At 57.9% G+C, this 17544-nt stretch carries 16 protein-coding genes and 2 tRNA genes; 9 read left to right on the top strand and 9 right to left on the bottom strand.

Annotated elements, in window-relative coordinates:
* Window positions 1-203 precede the first annotated feature (203 nt).
* On the bottom strand, window positions 204-752 hold the full coding sequence (locus ACW5W8_RS19205; protein ID WP_498629617.1) for a cytochrome b: 549 nt from the start codon (window positions 750-752) through the stop codon (window positions 204-206).
* A gap of 288 nt (window positions 753-1040) precedes the next feature.
* Window positions 1041-1745, bottom strand: a complete 705-nt coding sequence (gene tsaA / locus ACW5W8_RS19200; protein ID WP_498629615.1) for a tRNA (N6-threonylcarbamoyladenosine(37)-N6)-methyltransferase TrmO — start codon at window positions 1743-1745, stop codon at window positions 1041-1043.
* A 211-nt stretch (window positions 1746-1956) separates the two neighbouring features.
* Between tsaA and ACW5W8_RS19195 the strand changes: the two genes are divergently transcribed.
* Window positions 1957-2955, top strand: a complete 999-nt coding sequence (locus tag ACW5W8_RS19195) for an NAD-dependent epimerase/dehydratase family protein (RefSeq protein ID WP_498629613.1) — start codon at window positions 1957-1959, stop codon at window positions 2953-2955.
* A gap of 160 nt (window positions 2956-3115) precedes the next feature.
* Here ACW5W8_RS19195 and ACW5W8_RS19190 read toward each other — a convergent pair whose 3' ends face one another.
* From ACW5W8_RS19190 to cydD, 4 genes are all read right to left on the bottom strand, one after another.
* The gene (locus ACW5W8_RS19190) at window positions 3116-3502 is read right to left on the bottom strand and encodes a DUF488 domain-containing protein (protein ID WP_498629611.1); all 387 of its coding nucleotides are present in this window, start codon (window positions 3500-3502) and stop codon (window positions 3116-3118) included.
* 9 nt (window positions 3503-3511) lie between these two features.
* Window positions 3512-3883, bottom strand: a complete 372-nt coding sequence (gene rcsF / locus ACW5W8_RS19185; protein WP_033137460.1) for an Rcs stress response system protein RcsF — start codon at window positions 3881-3883, stop codon at window positions 3512-3514.
* 288 nt (window positions 3884-4171) lie between these two features.
* Window positions 4172-5902 (bottom strand): heme ABC transporter ATP-binding protein/permease CydC, encoded by a 1731-nt coding sequence (cydC, locus tag ACW5W8_RS19180; RefSeq protein WP_498629609.1) that lies wholly within the window; start codon window positions 5900-5902, stop codon window positions 4172-4174.
* A complete protein-coding gene (gene cydD, locus ACW5W8_RS19175) occupies window positions 5895-7664 on the bottom strand; it encodes a heme ABC transporter permease/ATP-binding protein CydD (RefSeq protein ID WP_498629607.1) in 1770 nt (589 codons plus the stop codon). The genes cydC and cydD overlap by 8 nt, the downstream gene beginning before the upstream one ends.
* Window positions 7665-7865: 201 nt before the next feature.
* Between cydD and ACW5W8_RS19170 the strand changes: the two genes are divergently transcribed.
* Window positions 7866-7939, top strand: a tRNA-Gly gene (locus ACW5W8_RS19170).
* 15 nt (window positions 7940-7954) lie between these two features.
* Window positions 7955-8029: transfer RNA gene (locus tag ACW5W8_RS19165), tRNA-Gly, on the top strand.
* A gap of 162 nt (window positions 8030-8191) precedes the next feature.
* On the opposite strand, the gene arcA is transcribed toward ACW5W8_RS19165, so the two are convergent.
* Window positions 8192-8911: a two-component system response regulator ArcA gene (gene arcA / locus ACW5W8_RS19160; RefSeq protein ID WP_005338193.1), complete on the bottom strand. Its 720-nt coding sequence runs from the start codon at window positions 8909-8911 to the stop codon at window positions 8192-8194.
* 396 nt (window positions 8912-9307) lie between these two features.
* On the opposite strand from arcA, the gene ACW5W8_RS19155 reads away from it, so the two are divergent.
* Complete coding sequence (locus ACW5W8_RS19155; RefSeq protein ID WP_498629604.1) at window positions 9308-9715, top strand: DUF3293 domain-containing protein; 408 nt, start codon at window positions 9308-9310, stop codon at window positions 9713-9715.
* 42 nt (window positions 9716-9757) lie between these two features.
* Window positions 9758-10237 (top strand): putative 4-hydroxy-4-methyl-2-oxoglutarate aldolase, encoded by a 480-nt coding sequence (locus ACW5W8_RS19150; protein WP_139732546.1) that lies wholly within the window; start codon window positions 9758-9760, stop codon window positions 10235-10237.
* Between the two features lies 1 nt (window position 10238).
* Here ACW5W8_RS19150 and ACW5W8_RS19145 read toward each other — a convergent pair whose 3' ends face one another.
* On the bottom strand, window positions 10239-10718 hold the full coding sequence (locus tag ACW5W8_RS19145; protein WP_498629603.1) for a hypothetical protein: 480 nt from the start codon (window positions 10716-10718) through the stop codon (window positions 10239-10241).
* A gap of 157 nt (window positions 10719-10875) precedes the next feature.
* Between ACW5W8_RS19145 and ACW5W8_RS19140 the strand changes: the two genes are divergently transcribed.
* The 4 genes from ACW5W8_RS19140 to arsC all read left to right on the top strand — a co-directional run bounded on the left by ACW5W8_RS19140 (window position 10876) and on the right by arsC (window position 13564).
* On the top strand, window positions 10876-11274 hold the full coding sequence (locus tag ACW5W8_RS19140; RefSeq protein ID WP_498629601.1) for an META domain-containing protein: 399 nt from the start codon (window positions 10876-10878) through the stop codon (window positions 11272-11274).
* 257 nt (window positions 11275-11531) lie between these two features.
* Window positions 11532-11900, top strand: a complete 369-nt coding sequence (locus ACW5W8_RS19135) for an ArsR/SmtB family transcription factor (protein WP_498629599.1) — start codon at window positions 11532-11534, stop codon at window positions 11898-11900.
* Between the two features lie 95 nt (window positions 11901-11995).
* Window positions 11996-13060 carry an ACR3 family arsenite efflux transporter gene (arsB, locus tag ACW5W8_RS19130; RefSeq protein ID WP_498629597.1) on the top strand — a complete coding sequence of 355 codons (1065 nt, stop codon included), beginning with the start codon at window positions 11996-11998 and terminating at the stop codon, window positions 13058-13060.
* 75 nt (window positions 13061-13135) lie between these two features.
* Window positions 13136-13564: a glutaredoxin-dependent arsenate reductase gene (gene arsC, locus ACW5W8_RS19125; protein WP_498629595.1), complete on the top strand. Its 429-nt coding sequence runs from the start codon at window positions 13136-13138 to the stop codon at window positions 13562-13564.
* 211 nt (window positions 13565-13775) lie between these two features.
* Here the strand turns inward: arsC and ACW5W8_RS19120 are convergent.
* A partial coding sequence (locus ACW5W8_RS19120; protein ID WP_498629593.1) for a VCBS domain-containing protein occupies window positions 13776-17544 on the bottom strand: 3769 nt, incomplete at its 5' end.

Genomic DNA, 17544 nt, shown 5'->3' with positions numbered 1-17544 from the left:
ATTAGAAAGTGTATGTCGCTTCGAGTCAATTCGAATCCTAATGCATCCCGGCTGTATCGGGACTGAATCAGTGGGACTTCAGAGTTCGCGGCAACTGGTCGTTTAACCATAGTCCGATGTTGTCGATAGCATGACGGTCGCTGGGGGGCGTTCAGATAACAGAGGGGGCCACGATGGCCCCCTCTGCGTTTTTCTGTTACCCGTTAGCTGCGGCGCGGCGGCAGCATATTGGCGAGGGTGTTGTCTTTGAGAATATGGTGGTGATAGAGGGCGGCCACCGTGTGCAGACCGATCAGGGCGTAACCGATATTACCCAGCGTCTCGTGCACCTCCTTGATCAGCCCCTTGAGGTCCGGACTGGGGGAGAGCAGGGTAGGCAGCCCAAGCCCGAAGAAGGGGATGGGCTTACCCGCGGCGCTCAGCAGCAGCCAGCCAAACAGCGGGGTGAGAATCAGAAAACCGTAGAGGGCGAGGTGGGCCAGTTTTGCCAGCTTGTGCATGACCGGGGAGAGCTCGGGCACGATGCGGGGTGTCGGGCTCATCCAGCGCAGGGCCAGTCTGACAAACACCAGGGCGAAGATAAGCAGCCCCAGCATAAAGTGCCACTCCTTCATCAGGTCCCTGCCAGGGTCCCCTTTGGGGAAGATATCGCGAAATTCGATCAGGGCGTAGACGGCGATCATGGCCCACAGGGTCAGCCAGTGCAGCCCGATATTCAGGGTGCCATAACGTTGTTCACTGTTCATCAGCATAGGTTTGTTCCTTCGAAGTGCTGTCACATCCGTGTGGCATCCCCGCACTCAAGCGTGTCGGGGCGAGGCCAGATCCCTTGGCGGCAACAGCAGAGCTACCATGCTTGCCATACATCGATAGCCTGCCGCTGGCATCAGTCAGAGAGGAGATGCCCTCTGCTGTCTGCATGGTAGCACTGGCAACCGGGGGGATAGTCTGATCAATGCCACACAATTTACAGGCTCATTAAGCCCCTTGTGATGTGAAGAAGGCGTGAAATAGCATCCGTGATGTCGGCCCGCCCAGGTTCAGGCGGGCTCGATGGCCAGCACCACGCAATCCGGCTCGCTGATGCGAAAACGGACGTTGCAGTCAAACAGCCGCACCCCGTACTCCTTCTCATCGGGCTTGTCCTTCTTGTAGGCCGGGCGCGGATCTTGCGCCAGCACTTCGCTCACCAGCTGGCGCAGTTCTGGATGGGCCTTGAGCCAGGGTTGCAGTTGCTGCTCGGCCTCGGCACTGAAGCTCACCGCCAGCGGCGGGGTGGGAGCGTCGGGGGCAAAACCACCACGGGCATCCGGCAGGCTGTCGGCATAGGGAATGTAGGGCTTGATATCGACGATGGGGGTGCCATCGAGCAGATCCACCGCCCCCAGCTCCAGCCACAGCTTGCCCCGTTCGCGGCCGACCCCGTGCAGTTCGACCACCGAGAGGCCGAGGGGATTGGGGCGGAAGGTAGAACGAGTGGCAAAGACGCCGACCCGTTCGTTGCCGCCAAGGCGCGGCGGGCGCACCGTCGGGTGCCAGCCCTGCGCCATGGTCTGGTGAAAGACGAAGCTTAGCCACAGATGGGAGAACTGTTCGATGCCGCGCAGCACATCCGGCTGATCGTAAGGGGGGAGCAGCTCGAGGTGGGCGCGGGCCGATTTGACCAGACCGGGCTGGCGGGGGATGGCGAACTTCTCCTTGTAGGGAGAGCGGATGATCCCGAGGGTGTCGATTTCGAACTTCATGGCGGATCCTGACTGAAAACCCCGGCAATTTAGCACAGGCGGCCCCAAAACGCAGGCTTGGCCTCATTACGCCCTTTTCTGCGGCGTTGCCGTGATCCCTGTCCCATCCCGGCCAGTCGGGGGCTGTGCCATACCGTCAAGTTGCGTAGGGTGGAGGCAACTGGCGTGTCAGGATGAAATGTGCGCACTCGCGCCGAAGGGAGGGAGAGGGATGAAACTGCTGATTATCGGTGGCACCGGCTTTTTGGGGCGCCACCTCACCGCGCTGGCACTGGATTGGGGCCATGAAGTGACCCTGTTCAACCGTGGCCTGCACCAGCATCCGGACTGGCGCGATCTGGTGCAGCTCACCGGCGACAGGGACAAGAGCCTGAGCGCCCTGCAAGGGGCCGGGTTGCAGTGGGATCTCGTCATCGATACCTGCTGCTATCGCCCCGAGCAGGCGGCGAGCCTCTCGGCAGCTTTGCTCGGGCGCTGTGAGCGGCTGATCTTTATCTCCACCATCAGCGTCTATCGCGATTTCTCAATGCCCGGAATGGATGAGTCGGCGCCGCTGCACTCTATCCCCGAAGGGGAAATGCCCACTGACTATGGCCCGCTCAAGGTGTTGTGCGAGCAGGAGTATCGCGCCCGTTGGGATGAGCGGCTTTGCATCCTGCGCCCGGGCGTGCTGTGCGGCCCCCATGATCCCACCGGTCGCATGGCCTGGTGGATTAAGCGGGTGCAGCAGGGTGGGCCCTGGTTGCTGCCGGGCAGTGGCGAGGATCGCTTGCAGTATCTCGATGTGCGTGACTGCGCCGAGTTTGTGTTGCGCGCGGCCGAGCAGCAGCTATCGGGCATCTTCAACTTGCTCAAGCCCGGCATTACTCTCTGCGACTGGCTGGAGCGGCTGAGAGCCCGGTTGCAGCCCGCCCGCCCCATCCAGCCCGAGTGGCTGCCTTGGTCGACCCTGATGGCGGCCGGAATCGAGCCCTGGCAGAGCTATCCCACCCTTTTGCCCTGCGCGCAGGTGGAGTTTGCCGGTTACGGCTCTATAAGCGCGGAGGCGGCCATCGTCCACGGGTTGAACTTCCGGCCGCTGGAGGAGACCGCCGCCGACCTTGCCCACTGGCTGGCCATCGAGCCTGCCGCCGGGGTGGCGGAACATGCCATGACTCAGGCCGAGGAGACTTCGTTACGGCAGCAGCTGCTGGAGCCCAGTCTGCAATAGGAGAGGGGGCATCGAGCCTCTGCTACCGAGCGTGGCGCGGCAGGTGTGAATACAACGAGAGAGGGCATCCGCGGGATGCCCTCTCTGTCTATCCATGCCTGATGGTTGCCGAATATACAGGCTGACGCGATTCCCCATCCCATCGCTGTCGCTCACCGAGTTAGCGAATGGCGGCGCCCGCGCCTACCAGCAGCTCTTTCAAAATGGTGCGATGGCAGCGGGACTCCTGCTCGCAGTAGCAACCCACCGATAGGTTGGTGGTGTGGGAGAGGGCGGCCAGCAGCGCCAGCTCATGCCTGGCGGCAGGTTGCGCCATCTCGGCCTTGTACTGTTTGCCAAACGCCGCCCACTGGGCGGGCGTCTCGGCTGCCTGCCCCAGCTTCATGGTCTCGTTGCTGGGGGCCAGGTTGGGAAACCAGACATCGTACCAATGCTGGCTGGCAAATTCGCTTTTGGGGACGCCGCGGGGCGGGCGGCGCACCGTGCCGATCCGCAGCCCCTCATCGGGCAGGCGCGGGCTGCCAAGGCGAACGATAGCGAGGGCCATGACAGCGGGTTACTTCTCTTCGGCCACTTTCAGCGCCTGCCCGTAGCAGATCACCTGTTTCAGGCAGCCCGGGGTGTCGCTGAACTCGGCGCATTTGTCGATGGTGACGCCGTTGCCGCCCATGTCGGCGGCGCGGCGGCGGGCCAGGGTGCGCGCTTCACCGGCGTTGGGCACCGGCTGGTTGGCATCGGCCTGGCAGGACTCGCCCTCGATGGTGCCTAGGTAGAGGTAGTTGAGGTTGGCCAGCTCATCCTGTTCGTAGATGCGCACGCTACCGGGTTTGAAATATTCGTCGAAGTTCTCTTTATCCAGATTGCTGTTGAAGGCGTAGTTGGCACAGCCGGAGGCAATCAGGGGCATCATCAGGATCAGGCGTTTCATCGTCTCGTATCTTGTGTCGGTGATGAGGACAGTAGAAATGCGCAGGCGCTCCATGTCGGCATCTTGTTGAATAATGAGGGGGACATTATAGGGGCCAGCCGCCTGCGGCGACCAGCCCCGTTTTGCGCCCGGTTGTCAGGGTGTGACCCCCATCAGCCTGATATCAGGCTGATATCAAACAGGAGCCAGCCGTTGGTAGAGATTGATTGGGGGAGTCATCATCCGCCAGCCGCTCATGTAGTGGTGGGGCGCACAGCCAGAGGCACCCCACCTCCTACCTGTCATATCTCAAACAGGAGCCAGCCGTTGGTAAAGGCTGCGGTAGTAATCATCCCCCAGCAGCTCGTCGTGCGGGGCGCAGAGGCGGATCTGTCCCTCTTCCATCAGGGCAATCCGATCCATCTGTTCCATCCCCAGCAGACGGTGGGAGATGAGCAGCAAGGTGCGATCTGCACCCAGCCGGAACAGCAGCTCCATGATCTCCCGCTCGGTCTGACTGTCGAGCCCTTCGGTCGGTTCGTCCAGCAGCCAGAGCGGCGCATCGTGCAGCAGGGCGCGGGCGATGCCGATACGGCGACGCTCACCACCGGAGAGGGGGCGGCCGCCGTCACCGAGCCAGGCGTTGAGGCCCGCCTCATCTTCCAGCAGATTGGCCAGTCCGACCTGGGTCAGCACCGCAATCAGCTGATCGTCAGTGGCGGTCGGGGCGGCCAGCTTGAGGTTGCCGCGCAGGGTATCCGCAAACAGATGCACCCGCTGGCTTACTACCGAGATGGAGGCGCGCAGCGCCCCTTCGCTGTAGTCGGTGAGCGGCTTGCCACCCAGCAGGATCTTGCCCGCTTGCGGGCTCCATTCCCGGGTCAGCAGCCCCATCAGGGTCGATTTGCCGCAGCCGGTCTGGCCCAGCAGCGCCAGCTTCTCACCGGCATGCAGTTGCAGGGTGCAGCCACGCAGCACTGGCTGCGGGTTGCCGGGGTAGCCAAAATAGAGGTCATTGATCTGCAGCGCGCCTGCGGTGGCGTGGGTCTGCTCATCGCCCCACACGGGGGCTTTTGCCTCTTGCAGGATCTCGTTCAAACGACGGGCCGAGGTGAGGCTGGTGGAGAGGTGCTGGAAGGCGCCGGCCAGCGGCATCAGTGCCTCGAAGCTTGCCAGGGTGGCAAAGACCATTAGTGCGGTGATGGGGTCGGGCGCAGCGCCCGCCACTCCATGACCGGCCAGCCAGAGCATCAGGGTCAGGGTCCAGCCGCTCAGCAGTTGCACCGAGAAGTTGGCCAGCCCGCTCACCTTGGCCATGCGGGCCTGGGCGGTGAGCAGCGCCTGTTCGGCCTGTTGCAGCTCAACCAGCGCCTTGGGGGCGGCGGCAAACATCTGCAGTTCGGCCTGACCATCCAGATAGTCCACCATGCGGGTGCGCAGGCTGGCCTTTTCGGCGATCAGTGCCTGACCGGGGCGACGGCCGAGGAAGTAGAACACCAGCGGTAGGGCGATCATCCCAAATAGCAGAATGGCGCCGAGGGACAAAGCGAGGCGGCTGTCGAAAAACGACAGGAAGAAGACCAGTCCGGCGGTGCTGAGCAGGGCCGCGCCTATGGGGGTGATCAGACGCAGATAGACGTGATCCATCGCATCAATGTCGGCCACCAGTCGGTTGAGCAGATCCGCCTGACGAAAACCGGCCAGGGTACCGGTGGAGAGCGGCGAGAGTTTTTGCCAGAACCAGACCCGCAGTCGGGTCAGCACCCGGAATGTGGCATCGTGGCTCACCACCCGCTCACCCCAGCGACCGGCGGTACGAACGATGGAGAAGAAGCGCACCCCGCCCGCGGGGGTCATGTAGTTAAAGGCATGGGTCGTCGCAACTGTCATCCCCGCCACGGCGGCGGCAGAGAGGAACCAGCCGGAGAGGGAGAGCAGCCCCATGCCGGCTGCCAGGGTCACCAGCGCCAGCAGCAAGCCAATGGTGAGGCTGAGCCAGTGTTGGCGATAGAGGCGCAGAAACGGCAACAGATCACTCATCGAGAGAACCTCCGGAACGTTGGGAGAGCAGGCGGGCAAAAGGCCCCTGCCCAGAACTAAGTTGCTGGAAGCTGCCTTGCTCCACCAGCTGGCCGCGGGCCAGCACCATTATCTTGTCCATCTTGGTAAGCTGGTCGAGGCGGTGGGTGATCATCAGCAGGGTCTGGCCAGCCATCGCCTGCTCGAGGGTGGTCATGATGGCGCGTTCGGAGTGGCGATCCAGACTGGCGGTCGGTTCATCGAGCACCATCAGCTGGGTTGATTTGAGCAGGGTTCGCGCCAGTGCGAGGCGCTGGGCCTGACCGACCGAGAGGCCACCTGCCTGATCGCCGACCGGATAGTCGAGCCCCTTCTCCATGGCAAACTCCCACGCCTGCGCCCGTTTCAGGGCATCTTCCAGCTCGGCGTCGCTGGCCGTCGGTTTGGCCAGCAGCAGGTTGTCGCGCAAGGAGGCGTGGAACAGCTGCGGGTTCTGCGAGAGCCAGCCCAGCTGCAGGCGCCACTGGCTCATGTCGAGGGTGGCGAGCTCCTGCCCGTTGACCTTGAGCTCACCGCGATAGGGGGCAAAGCCGAGCAGGGCGTTGACCAGCGAGCTTTTGCCTGCGCCGCTGACGCCGATGAGGGCGGTACGCGAACCGGCTTCCAGGGTGAAGTCGATGGGGCCGACCAGCACCTTGCCCTCGGCGCTCAGCACTTCAAGGCCTTTTGCTTCTACCTTGACCGGGCTGTCGGCATGGAACGGCGCCATGCCTGCGGCCGGTTCGCTCACCTCGGCTTCGAGGAATTCAAGCAGCTGCTCGGCAGCGCCGATAGCCTGCGCCTTGGCGTGGTAGTGGGCGCCGAGTTCTCGCAGCGGGGCGTAGAACTCGGGGGCGAGAAACAGTACGAACAGGCCGGTAAAGAGGGTGACCTTGACCCCATAGCTACCAAAGTTCAGATGGTCGATATAAGAGAAGCCGAAGTAGACGGCGACCAGCGCGACTGAAATGGCGGCGAAGAACTCCAGTACGGCGGTACTGAGGAACGCAAGGCGCAGCACTTCCATGGTGCGCTCGCGAAAATCTTCCGAGGCGTCGCGAATGGCGTCACCTTCTGCCTGGGTCCGCATAAAGAGTTGCAGCGTGCGCAGCCCCTTCAGGCGATCGAGGAAGTGGCCGGAGAGACGGGCCAGCGCCTGAAAGTTGCGGCGGTTGGCATCGGCGGCGCCCACTCCCACCAGGATCATAAAGATGGGGATGAGGGGCGCAGTGCCCAGCAGGATCAGACCCGCAGCCCAGTTGACCGGGAACACGGCCACCAGAATGACCACCGGAATAAAGACGGCGATGGCCATCTGCGGCAGATAGCGGGAGAAGAAATCCTGCATATTTTCAATCTGTTCCAGCAACAGGCTGGTCCAGCTACCGGCCGGACGGCGCTGAATATAGGCAGGACCGAGACGACTCAAGCGCGTGAGCACCAGCTGGCGGATGGTCTGGCGCACCGCGCTGCCCGCCTTGAAGCTGGCCACTTCCCGGCCGTAGGCCAGCGCCGCTTTGCCAAGCGTCACCAGCAGCAGGGTAATAAAGAGCGTGATGGATTGCTCAGGCGTTGAGCCTTCGATGATAAAGCCGTGCAACAGGGTCGCCAGCAGCCAGGCTTGCGCCACCATAAGAATGCCCTGGCCAAGGCCAAAAGCGATGGATATCGTGATCCAGCGGCGACCGTGACTCGATTGCTTGCGCAACCAGCCATAGAGACGTTTTTGCGTTTTTTTATCCATTACCACCATCCTCGCGTCGAGTGGCGCAAGACTATCCTTGCCGTTTGGCCTTGGCAACCTTGTAAATTATCTGTGTTGAAAATGTTTGATTGAAAAAGCAACCGTCTGCTCAATCCTTGTCCGAACAGATTGATTTATTGAAAAAAGTGGCAAAGGCGCCATTGCGCTCGGCGGCAAAATGCATATAGTAGGAGCCCTGACGCGGGTGTAGTTCAATGGTAGAACGGTAGCTTCCCAAGCTGCATACGTGGGTTCGATTCCCATCACCCGCTCCAAATTTCAGATGCCAGGCGGGCATCGTATAATGGCTATTACCTCAGCCTTCCAAGCTGATGATGCGGGTTCGATTCCCGCTGCCCGCTCCAGCTTCAAAACAAAAAGCCCACTCCTGCGAGTGGGCTTTTTGTTTTTCATCTGCCTTGTGCGGCGTTCGACGTCACGCTCACCGTTTCTCAGCTTTTAAGGCAAATTGCAGAGACAGAAAAGGCACCCGAGGCGCCTTTTCAGATCAACAGCGTAGCGGGAGCTTATTCCTGCTCCAGCTCACCACAGAAACGGTAGCCTTCGCCGTGGATGGTGGCGATGATCTCCGGAGTATCGTTAACGCTTTCGAAGTGTTTGCGAATGCGACGGATGGTCACGTCAACGGTACGGTCGTGGGGCTTGAGCTCACGGCCGGTCATCTTCTTCAGCAGCTCGGCACGGGTCTGGATCTGGCCCGGGTTTTCGCAGAAGTGCAGCATGGCGCGAAACTCGGAGCGCGGCAGCTTGAACATGTCGCCAGTCGGGCTGACCAGTGCGCGGCTGTTGATATCCAGCGCCCAGCCGTTGAACAGGTAGCGCTCAACCAGCTTCTTCTCTTCGCCACCGGCAGCCACGTTCATGGTGCGGCTCAGCAGGTTGCGGGCACGGATGGTCAGTTCGCGCGGGTTGAACGGCTTGGTGATGTAATCATCGGCGCCGATCTCCAGACCCAGGATCTTGTCCACTTCGTTGTCACGACCGGTCAGGAACATCAGGGCGATGTTGTCGTTCTCACGCAGCTCACGGGCCAGCAGCAGGCCGTTCTTGCCCGGCAGGTTGATGTCCATGATCACCAGATTGATGGTGTGGGAAGTGAGGGCCTGGTGCATCTCGTCGCCGTTGTTGGCTTCGAGCACGATGTAGCCTTCCGCTTCAAAGATGCTTTTCAGGGTATTGCGTGTGACCAGCTCGTCTTCGACGATCAGAATGTGTGGTGTTTGCATGAGTATTCCCAGATTCTTATCAGTTAATTATCTTAAATTTAACACTCTTTGGCGTTTCAAACCGATTTCCTGACTGATCCTGAAAATTTATTACGTCATCCTGGGTATGAGAGTCAGGTCGGAATATCGCGAATTAGGCATCAGTACCGGCAAGTATCCCTGTGCCACTCATAGGTTCCCGACAAGTCTGGTCGAGCAGAGCCTGGAAAGGTCGTCCATTACGAAAGTGGCCGCATTTTATCAGTTAACAGGAGCATAACAACACTCTTTGCCGTCAGATAGCAACTTTTTAACTCTGATTTGATATAGGTCAAACCCTGGTACAACAGCATCATACTTGGCCTGAACCGGGTTTTCGCCCCTACAAAATGTAATGGAATGTAACATGTGATTGACATGAATTTGTGGGAAAACTACAAGAAAATCTGCTTTATCGCGCCATTTGAGCCACCAGAGTGGTCTGCTTTTGCCATCATCACAGCCTGGAATCCGGCCAGCCAGTGGGTCACACAACGACGCAATATGCGGCGGGAACGGGCGATGTGGCGCCATCTGACAGTGGATTTGCAGGTGCCCGTGGTGGGGCCATTTTGGGGATCTGACCCGGACGAACGCTGGCAGGAGTCATCGCTTGCGGTGGCGCTATCCCTGCCACAAGCCCGTCAGCTGGCTGCGCGTTTTGGCCAGAATGCTCTCTACTGGGTGGAGGATGGACAGCTCTGGCTGACACCAGTATTGATGGATAAATCAGCAGTTTGCTTGGGCAATATTGAATCCTTCTGGATTGCCAGAAACCTTGCCTGATGAAATAATGAACACATTCATGCATCTGAAAGGAATCAAATCATGCTGGATCTCCTGCCCGACCTCTGCGATCAACATGGCGACTTGCTGCAAGTGGCCGACCCGGTGTTTCAGGATTTTGGCGGCAAGACCCTCTTTTATGGTCGCGCCGTAACGCTCTCCTGTTATGAAGACAACAGTCTGGTGCGGGATCTGGTGACCCGCCCCGGTCACGGCAAGGTGATGGTGATCGATGGGGGCGGTTCGTTGCGCCGAGCACTGCTGGGCGATCAACTGGCGGTCAAGGCGGTGGAGCAGGGGTGGGAGGGGATCCTGATCCACGGCGCGGCGCGGGATGTGGGCACTCTGGCGACACTGGCACTCGGGGTCAAGGCGCTGGCGGCCTGTCCGGTCAAGACCGAGAAGCGGGGATTGGGAGAGCTGGGGGCTGTGGTCAGTTTTGCCGGTGTGACCATCCACGAAGGGGATTACGTCTATGCGGATCGCAACGGCGTGGTGGTGAGTGCCACGCCGCTGATCTGATTCAGAAGTTGAAACCGACCCCCAGGCTCAGCGCCTGATCGGCAGTGATGGCGCTGACGCCGTAGTTGGCGGTGAGGGAGAGTCTGGGGGTCAGCAGCAGGCTGGAGTTGAGCTCCAGCAGGGTGCTGGCCTTGTTGAGATCAAGATGCTTGATCTGGCTGCCGATATTGAATGCCGGAGAGAGCTGGTAGCGTACCCCCGAACTCATATTGAAACCGGATGTGCGATTTTGATCCGCCACTGCCGGGCCCGCTTCCATAAAGAGGGTCACATCATCCACCACCGGATATTGATAGCCGCTATTGACCAGCCAGAGATCAAAACTGTCGCTGTGATGGCTATGGCCATTGAGCAGCACACCCGAGTAACTTTTGACATAAAGAGACGGGTTGGATTGCGGCTGAACCACTGCCCAGTCGGCGGCCTGTGCGGCTATGCTGGCGCAGGTTGCAAGCAGTGTGATGATGAGCGATTTGACCATTCGTTTCCCCTCCCTGGGTCCGGAACTGAGCCTAAGCATGGCACATGCCAGCTGGTAGTAAAGTGAAGGGAGATCACAATAAAATCCTTTGGCATGGGCGCCAGCCATGATAAACAGGCTGCCGTATTGATGGCTCTAATCATTAAGAGGTGAATCCATGAACAAGAAACTGACTCTGCTGGCCGCGCTGGCACTGGGAGGCTGCGCAATGGCAACAGGTTCCAGCATGGCCCAACTGCAAGCATCCAGCTGGCAGCTGCAAGGCGCCACCGGTGATACCTTCACCCTGCAAGTGATCGATGGCAAGGTGGCGGGCAAGGGCGGCTGCAACCGCTATTTTGGCGGTATTACCAAGCAGGGTGACGGTGTCTTGACGCTGGGCGCCATGGGCTCTACTCGCATGATGTGCATCGGCGACGCCATGAACAAAGAGACCGAGTTCCTGCAAAAGCTGGAGAAGGTGGCAACCTACTCCATCAACGGCAACCAGCTGACTCTGAGCGATGCCAACAAGGCGGCGCTGCTCACCTTTAACGCAGTGCCTGCTACCAAATAAGGCACGCGTTCGTCTGATTGCCCCAACAGCGCTGACTGTGCTGGCGGGTCAAACGCTCTGATACGCCCTCCCTCTGGAGGGCGTCTGTTTATCTGCGATGAACCCTGCGTGCTCGTCCGCTACTGTTGTTCACTCGTGGACTTCCCTTTCTGCCTGGTTTGATGCCAGCACCGCCTATCTTCGCTTCGGTACGCATCTTGATCACTTCAATGATTCTTGTATAGTTGAAATGAAAGGTCGCACCAAGGGGAGTGAAGATGAACAAAGAGATGGCCACCAAGGTCTTTGAATCGCTGGCATCCGGCATCCGGCTCGATGTATGGCGGCTGCTGGTGAAGGCCGGGCTGGAGGGGCGGGTCGCCGGTGAACTGGCCAGCGAGCTCGATATTGCCCCCAATACCCTCTCGTTTCACCTCAAGGCGATGCTCAACACCGGTCTGCTGTCGGTGGAGCAGGAGGGGCGCTTTCTGCGCTACCGCGCCAATATCCCCCTGATGCTGGATGTGATCGTCTACCTCACCGAGGAGTGCTGCGCCGGTCATCCCGAGGCGTGCGGCATGCTGCGTGCCGAGTCAGCCTGTTCCCCCCATGTTCTGCCTGCGCAGCCCTGCTGCAACAAGGCGTAACCGGCTACGACATCCTCTGGCGGCGCCTTGTCAGGGTAATCAGTCATGCACATTTTCAATTTCAGGTGCCCAAGCGAATAGCACCGGGAGTCATCATGTCTGCAATCTGTGATGCCAAGGTCGTGCCTGCCATCGGCTTTTTTGAACGTTATCTGACCGCCTGGGTCGCCCTCTGCATTCTGGTAGGGATTGGGCTTGGGGAGGGGTTGCCGGATCTCTTCAAAGCGATCGGTGCCATGGAGGTGGCCAAGGTCAACCTGCCGGTGGGGCTACTGATCTGGGTGATGATCATCCCCATGCTGCTCAAGATCGATTTTGGCGCCCTGCATCAGGTGAAGGGCCACATGAAGGGCATTGGGGTCACCCTCTTTATCAACTGGCTGGTCAAGCCCTTCTCCATGGCCTTCCTCGGCTGGCTGTTTATCCGCGAGCTGTTTGCCGACTGGCTGCCAGCGGAGCAACTCGACAGTTACGTAGCGGGCCTGATCCTGCTGGCGGCGGCCCCCTGCACCGCCATGGTGTTTGTCTGGAGTCGCCTCACCAACGGCGATCCCTACTTCACCCTGTCGCAGGTGGCGGTGAACGACCTCATCATGGTGTTTGCTTTTGCCCCTCTGGTGGCGCTTCTGCTCGGGGTCTCCAGCATCATAGTGCCGTGGGATACCCTGCTCACCTCTGTGGTGCTCTATATCGTCATTCCGGTCATCATCGCCCAGCTGCTGCGCAAGGCCTTGCTGAAAAAGGGAGAGGCTCATTTTGACGGCGTCATGACCCGCATCCAGCCCTGGTCAGTGGTGGCTCTGCTGCTCACTCTGGTGCTGCTGTTTGCTTTTCAGGGTAACGCCATCATCGAGCAGCCGCTGGTTATCGCCCTGTTGGCGGTGCCGATCCTGATCCAGGTGCTGTTCAATTCCGGGCTGGCTTACTGGCTCAACCGCAAGGTGGGGGAGAAGCACTCGGTCGCCTGTCCTTCCGCCCTGATCGGTGCCTCCAACTTCTTCGAGCTGGCGGTGGCTGCCGCCATCAGCCTGTTCGGCTTTCACTCCGGCGCGGCGCTCGCCACCGTGGTCGGGGTGCTGATCGAGGTGCCGGTCATGCTGCTGGTGGTGCGGGTGGTTAACGCCAGCAAATCCTGGTACGAAGCGGGGCTAAGCCGCTAACTGACGGCCGTTAACAGATGGCCGCGAACTGATGCTATCCATTTTCTATTCACTTGATTAATGAGAGACACGCAAATGAGTGCAATCACCATCTATCACAACCCGGAATGCGGTACCTCCCGCAACACCCTGGCGCTGATCCGCAACAGCTGCGTGGAACCCACCGTCATCCACTATCTGGAGACGCCCCCCTCCCGTGACCAGCTGGTGGCGCTGATCGCCGCCATGGCCATGCCGGTGCGGGATCTGCTGCGCAAGAACGTGCCCCCCTTCGAGGCACTCGGGCTGGCGGAAGATCGTTTCAGCGATGATGAACTGCTCGATGCCATGCTGGCCCACCCCATCCTCATCAACCGGCCCATCGTCGTCACGCCGCTTGGCACCAAATTGTGCCGCCCATCGGAACTGGTGCTCGATATTTTGCCCGATCAGCAAAAAGGGGCCTTCGCCATGGAGGATGGCGAGCAGGTGGTGGATGCGAACGGCAAGCGCCTCAAGGTGTGATGCGGTTACTCATCCATGTTGATGCCGCAAGGATTTCTCCGAGTGGATGGGATATGGCGGATAAAGAAAACCCCGCTCAGGCTGGTGCCGGAGCGGGGTGTTGGCTATTGCGTGAAGCTAAACAGATTGAGTAAGAGATTCTCTGGGCGAGTAAAACAAGTGCCAGTCATGACGACTGGCATTTGATTTTCATGATGTCAAGAGACAAGGATCAAACATGTATAATATTGGCCTGAAGCAGGTCATCAAGGATCTGAGTTTGCGTTGAGTGAGTACTCAACTCTGCCATCTGTACGCCTTGCAGGTCGATATGCAAATCAAACTTATCCGTTACCTCTGTAGCCACATGAATAGTGACACCATCGCTTTTGGCTTCAACATTGAGGTACTGCAATAGACTATCAATACTGTTGTGGTCAGCCTGTGGTGGCAATATGTCAGCGAGGTCCAGGGTATCGTGCTCAGCCACTGAGAAGTCACGGATCACGTCCGTTTTGTCAACACCTGCCGCTATATCGCTGCGACCCCAGATAAAGGTATCTGCACCCCGGTCTCCTATCAGGATGTCATTACCTAAGCCACCGGCTAGGAAGTCATTACCCGCACCGCCAGTAAGAATGTCATTACCAAGGTTGCCATAGAGGTGATCACTTCCGCTGCCACCCAGCAGAATATCGTTACCATCGCCCCCGTGCAGGGTGTCATTGCCACTCTGACCTAACAGTACATCTGCCTGATCTGTTCCGGTCAGGATGTTGTCTTGCTGATCACCTGCTTGAGTATGAGGATTTACCTCAACGGGGAGAGCTTGGTCAACGCTTCTTCCAGTCAGGGTCAGAGTAAAGACGTTATCACTGATACCGCCTCGGCCATCCTCAACTTGAAATTGGAAGTGGAGATCCACCTGCTGGCCATCCAATAGTGGCGAGCCATCGCTCTGAGTAAAGCTGTAGCTACCATTAGAGGCCACGGCCAAGACTCCGAACGCAGTTGTGAGGCTCAGTTTGCCATCTTCCAGCTGAGAATCGGTTACCAGCGGACCGTCAATTTTCACGTCGTGAAGGTCAGCGCCCAACAGTGAGAAGCGATCTGTGGCCAGTGCAACAGTCAGTGTATCTCCATCCGCATCAGTCGAACCGGCAAGCAGATCGCCACTAATCGGCTTGGGGGCAAAGTGGTTAAGGTAGTGGGAAAGGTTGTCGTTTGAGTCAACATAAACTACCTCATCACCGATATTGTGCAGGGCTTCATCAACCTTGGCATTGCCCTCAACAGCGATACCTATGCTGTAGACTTTGGCATTCTGAGCTTGTACGTAGTCATCCCAACGTTGTTTGAGGTCTGTAGCGGGAACCGAACCCGGTTGGGGATTGGGTTCTCCATCGGTTATAAAGAAGATGGTGTTGACGCTCTTAACAGGTTGCTCTGTTCGCAGGATGTCCCAATACTCTTTGCCTGTCTTGCCCTCGGCCATCGCCTCCTGCCAGGGGAAAGAGAGCTTTCTATCAGAGCCCATCACGGTTTCTTGGGCGAGTGCATAATCGGTATAAATGCCGCGATCAATATTGCACCATTTGGCGACATAGCTGTATACCTCGTTCAGATAGGTGCGGTCGGTCAATGCTCGACCATTCAGCTCTGGCGGCTTGCTTTGCTCATATATCTCATCAAGTGTGAGCCAGCCCTGCTTTTGTACATCGCTACTGAAGGTAACCAGACGGATATAGGTGTTACTCTGACCACCCTCTGCAATCATTTGACCGACCATTTTGTGCAATGCCTCTGCGGCCTGATAGGCGCGAGATTCGTAGCGTGGTGCCAGCACTTCAGTTGGCTTATTATGGTCTCGTACCGTGTTGGTGCCATCAAATGTTCGGGTCATGCTGTTCGAATAATCGAACATTATGGTGACTTTATTGATCGGCTGTATCTCTACGTCGGCAAAGCCGTGTACCGCAAGGTTCACTGGCGCCCTGTTTTCAATAACGTTGACGGTGACATCCATCTCATCACTGGCAACGCCATCGCTGACCTGCACTTTAAGCAGATGCTGGGCCTGCTCATCGTGTGTCAGTGTGGCGCCCTCTTTTAGCCAGATTTCTCCGGTTTGAGCGTTGATCTCGAACTTGTCACCCTGCCCTGCAGTCAACGAGTAGGTCAACTTGTCACCCGCATCTTGATCGATGGCGGTGACTTTGCCCACCATGACACTGCTCTTGAGTTCGGGAACATTGAACTGATCGTGATCTACGGTGGGCTTGCCATCGAGATCGGTTCCCTGAGGGGTATCACCATTGCTGATAAACTCGGGAGCATGATTAGTCGCCCCCTTGAGATCTCGGACATCAATGACCAATCGGGTATCTACCACGTCACCATCAGCATCGCGAATAACCACATCGAAAGCATCCTGATGATCAGCGTTCAGGTCTTTGGCTTGATAATCGTATTTGCCTGTCTCGAAGTTGAGCACCAGACGGCCAGCAGATGTTTTTACCGTCAACAGTGAGGTATTGGATACTTTTGTGTCGACACCACTGGGATCCTTGTTCAATCTGAAGAGTGAGCCACTTTCCCTGTCGAAGAAGTAGGTCTCTCCCTCCACAGAAATGGACTGTACCCACTGGGCTTCCGCACTGATTTCTTGGGTTAGATCTCCCTGGATCTGACCAGGTATGGACGACGTCAGGATATTGATAAAATCGGCATCATTTTCGACAACGAGAGCGGTTCCTTTGTCGGTGGCCAACGGTGTCAGGTAGTCCAGTTTGGCATCTTTGCCAATTCCAAATGACCAGATGTTGTCAAAGGGCTGGTTATGGTCTGCCAACTCTTTTTCAATGGCTTTTTCCAACATCAGTTGCTGTTCAGCTTTATTAGGCATGTCGCCACGAGCCAGTTCGTCATATCGACTCTGACCACCGACATCTTCTGGTGTGAGTCCCGTCATCAGGGTTGCCCGAGACTCAGGGAATCGGGTCCAGTCATCGTATCGGAAGTCCGTTGGCGAACCATCAGAGATGAAATAGAACTGGCCGTTGGCATTTGCTAGAGTCTGCTGGCTCTTGGCATCATCCAGGATCGCCCCTAATTGCTCCAAACCTTGGTTGTAAGGTGTCGGGCCAAAGGGGTGTATTGTTTTGAAGAATGCGTCGAGTTCGCCGAGTGAATTAATCCAGCCTGAAGTTTGTGCCTCTGGATTGCCCATGAAGGTGGCGATCTTGAAGGTCACATCTCCTTGTTTGTCATAGGATTCGAACATCGACTTGAGGGCATTTTGGGTCAATTGCCAACGAGTCATTTGTGTTCCATCCGGTCCTGTGACGTTCCAGTCCATAGAGTTAGACATATCCAGTACGATAACGACTGCATTGGATTGGGGTTGCACATCATCTATATTGTAATGTTGCTCGACGGCATTTGGTACGGAGTCAATAATGTTGACTCTCAGTACCCCGGTATCGCTTTGGGTGCCAGAGGTAAGGATTATGTTCAGATCCAGAGAAATTTCATCCTTACCCTGCTCATGGTGATCCAGCGGTTTGAATAGTTCAACATCATAGTGGCCACTGCTGCCATCTATGGTGACTTGTAGTACATCAGTTCGTCCCCCCCCATCGGTCACATAGCCTTTTAGGGTATGGCCATCGGCGCTTACCTCGTAGCTCAGCGGAAGCCCCCCACTACAGGTTCCGCCAAGGTTCTGATTTTGTGTGAAACCATAGTCAGAGGAAGAGGCATCGGCGCCAATCGAGGTAAGCGCGTCACCCATATGAGTCTTGCCATGTTCGGCAAGCTCACTCTCTTGCAGTTGAAGCTTTTCATCGTTTAACGCAAACGCGTCATTGGTGCCGGTGATGGCGACGGTGACGGTGTGCTGGGCGGAGCCGTCAGCACTCTTGACCACGAAGGTTTCGCTTGGCAGAGACTCGCCTTCTTTGAGGGCTTGCACCTGCGGGTCGCTGTTGTCGAGCGCGTAG

The organism is Aeromonas aquatilis (genome assembly GCF_054052405.1).
The sequence above is the reverse complement of the archived record's forward strand: the minus strand, read 5'-3'. Positions and strand labels throughout refer to the sequence as shown.

What these genes read in the sequence shown, in the direction of transcription:
- ACW5W8_RS19205 (WP_498629617.1), bottom strand. Translation starts at nt 752, where the DNA reads ATGCTGATGAACAGTGAACAACGTTATGGCACCCTGAATATCGGGCTG.
- tsaA (WP_498629615.1), bottom strand. Translation starts at nt 1,745, where the DNA reads ATGAAGTTCGAAATCGACACCCTCGGGATCATCCGCTCTCCCTACAAG.
- ACW5W8_RS19195 (WP_498629613.1), top strand. Translation starts at nt 1,957, where the DNA reads ATGAAACTGCTGATTATCGGTGGCACCGGCTTTTTGGGGCGCCACCTC.
- ACW5W8_RS19190 (WP_498629611.1), bottom strand. Translation starts at nt 3,502, where the DNA reads ATGGCCCTCGCTATCGTTCGCCTTGGCAGCCCGCGCCTGCCCGATGAG.
- rcsF (WP_033137460.1), bottom strand. Translation starts at nt 3,883, where the DNA reads ATGAAACGCCTGATCCTGATGATGCCCCTGATTGCCTCCGGCTGTGCC.
- cydC (WP_498629609.1), bottom strand. Translation starts at nt 5,902, where the DNA reads ATGAGTGATCTGTTGCCGTTTCTGCGCCTCTATCGCCAACACTGGCTC.
- cydD (WP_498629607.1), bottom strand. Translation starts at nt 7,664, where the DNA reads ATGGATAAAAAAACGCAAAAACGTCTCTATGGCTGGTTGCGCAAGCAA.
- arcA (WP_005338193.1), bottom strand. Translation starts at nt 8,911, where the DNA reads ATGCAAACACCACACATTCTGATCGTCGAAGACGAGCTGGTCACACGC.
- ACW5W8_RS19155 (WP_498629604.1), top strand. Translation starts at nt 9,308, where the DNA reads ATGAATTTGTGGGAAAACTACAAGAAAATCTGCTTTATCGCGCCATTT.
- ACW5W8_RS19150 (WP_139732546.1), top strand. Translation starts at nt 9,758, where the DNA reads ATGCTGGATCTCCTGCCCGACCTCTGCGATCAACATGGCGACTTGCTG.
- ACW5W8_RS19145 (WP_498629603.1), bottom strand. Translation starts at nt 10,718, where the DNA reads ATGGTCAAATCGCTCATCATCACACTGCTTGCAACCTGCGCCAGCATA.
- ACW5W8_RS19140 (WP_498629601.1), top strand. Translation starts at nt 10,876, where the DNA reads ATGAACAAGAAACTGACTCTGCTGGCCGCGCTGGCACTGGGAGGCTGC.
- ACW5W8_RS19135 (WP_498629599.1), top strand. Translation starts at nt 11,532, where the DNA reads ATGAACAAAGAGATGGCCACCAAGGTCTTTGAATCGCTGGCATCCGGC.
- arsB (WP_498629597.1), top strand. Translation starts at nt 11,996, where the DNA reads ATGTCTGCAATCTGTGATGCCAAGGTCGTGCCTGCCATCGGCTTTTTT.
- arsC (WP_498629595.1), top strand. Translation starts at nt 13,136, where the DNA reads ATGAGTGCAATCACCATCTATCACAACCCGGAATGCGGTACCTCCCGC.